The sequence below is a fragment of the Tabrizicola sp. genome (assembly GCF_031377265.1).
GTDB lineage: Bacteria > Pseudomonadota > Alphaproteobacteria > Rhodobacterales > Rhodobacteraceae > JAUYQR01.
The window spans coordinates 1-5121 of record NZ_JANMET010000278.1 but is presented as its reverse complement, the minus strand read 5'-3'; the positions used below and the strand labels follow the sequence as shown (position 1 = coordinate 5121).

Annotated in this window: 6 protein-coding genes and 2 pseudogenes; 3 read left to right on the top strand and 5 right to left on the bottom strand. The window is 61.0% G+C overall.

The annotated features are described in order from the left end of the window. The 3 genes and pseudogenes from RMO18_RS15710 to RMO18_RS21145 all read left to right on the top strand — a co-directional run. Nucleotides 1-564, top strand: a 564-nt coding sequence (locus tag RMO18_RS15710) for a Mu transposase C-terminal domain-containing protein (protein ID WP_309667172.1), incomplete at its 5' end; no start/stop codon positions are given. 1 nt (nt 565) lies between these two features. After that, entirely contained in the window at nt 566-1447 is an 882-nt protein-coding gene (locus RMO18_RS15705) for a TniB family NTP-binding protein (protein ID WP_309667169.1), read from the top strand. After that, nucleotides 1444-1911: pseudogene (locus RMO18_RS21145) on the top strand (TniQ family protein); the annotation flags it as partial. The gene RMO18_RS15705 and the pseudogene RMO18_RS21145, both read left to right, overlap by 4 nt. 276 nt (nt 1912-2187) lie before the next feature. Here the strand turns inward: RMO18_RS21145 and RMO18_RS15700 are convergent. From RMO18_RS15700 to RMO18_RS15680, 5 genes and pseudogenes are all read right to left on the bottom strand, one after another. Next, nucleotides 2188-2409, bottom strand: coding sequence for a hypothetical protein (locus RMO18_RS15700; RefSeq protein WP_309667167.1), 222 nt, complete (start codon nt 2407-2409; stop codon nt 2188-2190). Nucleotides 2410-2467: 58 nt separating this feature from the next. Continuing rightward, nucleotides 2468-3157, bottom strand: coding sequence for a hypothetical protein (locus tag RMO18_RS15695; RefSeq protein ID WP_309667165.1), 690 nt, complete (start codon nt 3155-3157; stop codon nt 2468-2470). Beyond that, nucleotides 3138-4256 carry a phage minor head protein gene (locus RMO18_RS15690; protein ID WP_309667163.1) on the bottom strand — a complete coding sequence of 373 codons (1119 nt, stop codon included), beginning with the start codon at nt 4254-4256 and terminating at the stop codon, nt 3138-3140. Before RMO18_RS15690 ends, RMO18_RS15695 begins: the two co-directional genes overlap by 20 nt. A 100-nt stretch (nt 4257-4356) precedes the next feature. Further along, nucleotides 4357-4949: pseudogene (locus tag RMO18_RS15685) on the bottom strand (SMC-Scp complex subunit ScpB). Between the two features lie 2 nt (nt 4950-4951). Continuing rightward, nucleotides 4952-5121: DUF1403 family protein (locus tag RMO18_RS15680; protein WP_309667173.1), on the bottom strand; the 170-nt coding region annotated here is incomplete at its 5' end.

Sequence of the window (5121 nt, the reverse complement as noted above, 5' to 3'; positions counted from 1 at the left end):
CCTGTCCTCGAATGGGGCCGGCGGCTTCCACCGACGGACTGGCCGATCGACGAGCCTGACCATGTCCTGCTCAACTTCCTCCCTCGCAAGACGCGCCGCATCTCGCCCCAAGGCGTCAGCCTGTTCGCAAACGACTATTTTGAGCACTGGCTTGGGCCGTTCATAGCCCGGCGTGACCGTCTGGCACTTTTGGATCTGTGCTATCATCCCCGCGATATCAGCCGGATCTACATCGCCGATCCCGACACGCGTGTCTGGCGTCCGGTAAGGCGCCGGGACGGGGTCACGATGCCGGTCACCCTCTGGCAGCATGAAGCCGACCGAACGCGCCAACGCGAGAGCCAGCAACGCTCCGTGCAGGACAAGACCATCCTGCGCCGAGAAATCGCGGCAACGGTCGCGGGGGCTAAATCCGCAAAGGCTCAATTGCGGGAGATGACCCGAGCCCGACACGCCGCAGGCGCGACAAAACCATATCAGGATGCGAGGACTGTTTCAGAGGCGGCGAACCCTGGACCGGAGCCTAACCGGCCCCGCCGCGTCTTTCCTATCGAGATCTGGTGACGTGGTCGACCATCTCCTGCCGACTGCCTCAGCGCTTCAGGAGGCGGATGTTGCCGCCCGCATCGCGCATGTCAGGGCGCCGCGCTGGATCGGCCATCCGGGGGCCTCCGCAGCGCATGATGCGATGCGAAAGCTGCTGGAGCGACCCCCGTCCCTGCGCCCACGCGGCTTGCTGCTTGCCGGTCCCTATCACAACGGCAAGACGATGATCGCCGAACGCTTTGCCGTCGAACATCTGCGCTGCGCCGACCGGCAAAGGGTCTGGGTGATCCAAACCCGAGAGGGGGCTGGCCTGTCACATTTCTACGCCAGCATCCTGTCCGGACTGCGCGCCCCGCAGGCTGCCGGCTGGCGCAGCCTGTCCCGCGCCAGCGAACAGGTCGATCATCTTCTCGACAGCCTGAAGCTGCGCCTGCTCATCTTCGACGAGTTCCATAGTACGCTGCGTGGGCGCAGGCAGGACGTGAAGGCAATCTTCTCGTTACTGCGGCGGATCGCACGGGTGCATGACATCTCGCCCGTGCTCGTCGGCGAAATCGCCGTCTACGATGCGCTGCACGACACTGCAGAAATGGGATCGCGGTTCGATACGGTCCCAGTGCCGCGGTGGGGTTTCGACGAAGATTTTGCAGCCCTTCTCGACAGTCTCGAGGCGAGCATTCCGCTTGCCCAAGCCTCAGATCTCTCGCGGTTGCCCCTTGCCAAAATGATCCATGATCTGTCGGAAGGGCTGATCGGAGAGGTAGTCGACATCGTCACCCAGGCGGCGGTTGCAGCTATTGAGAGCGGTGAGGAACAGATCTCATCCAGCAGCGTCATGGCCCTCGGCTATGTGCCGCTGTCACGGCGACGGAACTCTGCCTTGCGTCAGGCGATGACATGACCAGCAATGCGCCGAGGATCTCCGTCTCAACGGCCCGTCGCTATATTGTGGCGGCGGGACGTCGCTGGCCGGTCGACGTCAGGCCAGCTCCCGGCAAACTTTTGTCAAGCTGGCTGCATCGGCTTGCGCATGCCAACGGTGTGCCGCCGCGCTACTTTGGGGCGGTGCTGGGGGCCGCTGGCGAGGCATGGTCGGCACAACTTGACCGGCATCTGCCGGAGGCCGTTCGCAGCTTGCTGCTCAACCATACGTCGATCTGCCCCGAAGACATTGACGGACTTTGTCTGGCCCACAGTCCATTCTCGAACGTGCGCTTGCGGCTGCGGGCCCGGCCGCAAGATGCAGGGACATCGACTGCGCAGTCCTGTTGGCTGCAGTTCTGTCCCACCTGCCTGCGGGAAGACGAGGTGCCCTTTTTCCGGCAGAGCTGGACCCTGGCAACCCGCGTGTCCTGCTTTCGCTATGGCTGCCGATTGCGCGACCGCTGCCCGTCTTGTGGTCAGGGCCTTGCGCCGTTCAAACGGGATCACCTCCTGCCACAGCAATACTGCACCTTTTGCGATTCTCATCTCGCGAAACCGACGGACCCCGCGCGCCCGGGGGCCCGGCGCCTCGAGCGGCTGATCGACGATCTGCTTCGCCTTGACACAGCTGGGCGCGCACTTGGCGTGGGCCGGGGCGAACGCAAAACCCTGCCAGCGAGGATTGCAATATGCCCGATGCCGATCGGCATGACGACATCAACGATCCCGCATCTGTCGCATCGGGTTCGCCACGATTTCTTCCGACGACTGTCGGAAGGGCAGAGCGGGATAGAGATCAAGAAAGGTGGTGGCCTTCTGAACCTCTGGGTACGGCTTGCCAATGCCGCTGGAAATCACAATGGGCTGGTCAATGCGCTCACGGAACAGCTTGCCGAAACCGCCGGGGTTACAGCGGGCCACTTTCACCAGAATGCCCAATCTGGCCGACTTGCTGGAAGCAAAGTCGCGTCTCTTGCGAAAACAGCAAAAGAGGCCATTACAGTCGGTCAGGGAAGATTGAGCTTACTTCACCACCGTCTTCGCTCTCTCGCCAGCGAACGCCATAGACAAAGCCAGAGCGTCCATAGATCACCTGAGTAACCAAGATGAACCGCTCGTCGCCGGTTGCCATGATCAGGTCGAAATCCACGGACAGCTCGGGTGGATTTTTCCCATCAAGCAGAGACAACCGGCATCTTTCCTGATCCGTGCAGGTGATTTCGCCGCCAGAGAAAGTGACCAACGTCTGGGACCAATCTTCATCATCAGCCGAAAGCTTTTCAGCATTTGCGATGATTCCTTGGATCAATTCGGGCGTTATCTCGACGCTAGGCCCGGAGGCTGTCACTTGCGCAGCAGGGTCATTTTGTACAATGGCCCAGCACCAGACACGGATCGACTGGATCATGGTCGACGTGTCGCGCAGCGGATCGCGTGGCCTTCCAACGTCCAGCGGCCCGTCGACGATTGCCGGGCAGCCTGCAAAGCCAGTAACGAACTGCTGCATGTCCGAATTCAACTGGTCCTGAATCTCCGACACCGATCGAAGACTTTGGTAGCGATGCTCGGATGTCGGGAAAAAATGCGCACCTATGCGCACGGTCCCGGTCTCCGCCAGGGCGAACGATGTCAAGCAGGCGGCGGCAGCGAAGGTGCCAATCAGCCAGTCACGGCTCTTCCGCCGCATCCATGAACAGATCGAAGACATACTGGTTTCTCGCCTCACTTGGCCCGTTCCTATATGACTGTTCTGCCGCTTCTCCCCAATCCCCATTCAAGATAGCTTGCCGCAACATCCGGAACTGCGCCAGACCCGTCGGGCCAAGATTGTAAATCATGTCCCACAGCGCAATCTGAGCCGACAAGGGCAGGTTTCCGAAACCGGGATACTGTCGGAGAAGGGCTTCAAAATCCTGCCGCACGTGATCTTGCACAAGTTCATCAATGTCGGTCTGCGGCAGATACAGGGAAGTGAACTGTTCATAGAACGCAGCGCCGCGTGTCTGCGAAGCCTCCATCCCGGCGATCAGATCATACTCTGCACGAATCTCTTCATCAGACGCAGGTACGTCCGTCGCGCGGACCCGAAACGGCAGCGCAGACGCGCTGGCTGCATCCGGCAGCATCTTGCCCTTGCCGACTGTCACAAATCCACGAGTGTCAAGGTACATGTGGTCGACATTGCCCTCCCACTCCTCAATGTCTGCCACGAACTCATCGACGGACGGTCGAACACGCGCCCAATAGCCTTCGATGCCCAAGGCCCGAGCATAACACCTGCATCCGAAATCCTCCGTCGGATGACCACCTTCGGGTGGTGTGTCCCATCGAAAAATCATGTCATCCCGCTCAGCATGACCCTCACGAACGCGACTGTCCTGTCGTGTTGACCAGACATAGAATTCGATCTTCATTGCCAATTGTTGGGCTTGGTTCAGGAATCCTGACAGCACAGCCAGAGCCCGCTGCGCCCCGTCTGCGCTGGCTATGTCAAGATCCTCGCGTTCGATGGCGGCCTGAACTGTCAGCAGCGCATCAGCACGCAGCGATTCTATGTCGAGATCGGACAGACCAGCGGCGGAAAACTCGAACGGCTTGGTCTTCAGGGTCGCCTGTGCTGTTGCTCCGAAAGTCTGGCTCCATACTCCATCCAGCCATTGGCTGACAGCGTCTTCCTGAGAAGGGCCGTCCTGCTTCAGCTCCAGAACAGGGCGGCTGGCAAGATTCAGAACGAACGTCTTCGTTCCGCCAAACCTGATGAAACTCTCAAAGCATGTCCGGCACATGATACCCCCCTTTTGCTTCAAGAAGCCTGAAATTCGTTGCCGAAGATGAAAGACAGCGTGCTCTGGACAGCCGGTGCAAGATGTCGTGCACCGACCACAATCAAAGCGCGGCAAGTCCTGCATCATCCAGTTGCTCGGGGTCTGGCAGGTCGCGTAAGGATTGCATCCCGAAAGCGGCAAAGAAGGTATCGGTGGTTACAAAGGTATAAGGCGCGCCACGGCGGGGTTCGCGGGGACCAGTGCCGATCAGGTCGCGCTCGGCCAGCCGGCCGATCAGATCGCGGCTTATCTCTTTCCCCAAGATGTCCTTCAACCCGTCGCGGCTGATCGGCTGGTGAAACGCAATCGCCGCCAGCACGGCCAGATCGTATTCTGACAGATTCAGGGCCTGCCCCCAACATCCGCCGCGGCGCGGATCGCCGGGGCATAGGCGGGCTTGGTCCGCAGCGTCCATCCCGCGCCCACCTGCGCCACCTCATAGGGGCGGCCTTCCAGATCCACTGCCAGATCCTCGATCAGCAGATCGACCGATGCCCCCGGCCCTACCACCCGCGCCAAATCGTCCCGCGCCACCGGCGAGGCGCTGGCAAAAAGCACCGCCTCGATCCGGCGCATCCATTCCCGCCAGCGTAGATCGGCCGGCAGATCGGCCAGACCACGGTCGAAAACCGTCTCTGTGCGAGCGCCTTTCATCGTCAGAGCCCGTACAGGCGAAAGGTTTCGCGACCGGTCAGCTCGCGCACCGCACCCAGATCGACCAGCCGGTCACACAGTCGCCTGGCTGCCCGATCAGACATGAAGTCGAGCGCCCCAGGCGTCAGCGCGTCGCGCGAAAGGAACAGATCGACGGCGCGGCCCGCCCCCC